Here is a 217-nt window from a genome sequence, read left to right on the forward strand (position 1 = left end):
CCGAAAGCCGGAACTAATTTCCAGGTGCCGTGGGCCTACTATAAGCCGAAGGACTTCTTCACCACCGTAAAAGGTGAAGTGGACGTGACTGACTGGATGACCGCGTATGCCTCGTTTGGTTATCATGACAGCAAGATCGACTACACTTATCCTTCACCCAACATTACCAGCGCTACCGGAGCTCTGGTGGGGCGTCCGGGGCTTGGGCATGAGACGT

Annotated in this window: 1 protein-coding gene; it reads left to right on the forward strand. The window is 54.4% G+C overall.

Annotation, left to right across the window (positions count from 1 at the left end; all coding sequences use genetic code 11):
• Positions 1-217, forward strand: a 217-nt coding sequence (locus tag KJQ96_RS39820) for a hypothetical protein (RefSeq protein WP_213291303.1), incomplete at both ends; no start/stop codon positions are given.

This window comes from Bradyrhizobium sp. sGM-13, from assembly GCF_018398875.1.
Classification (GTDB): Bacteria; Pseudomonadota; Alphaproteobacteria; order Rhizobiales; family Xanthobacteraceae; genus Bradyrhizobium.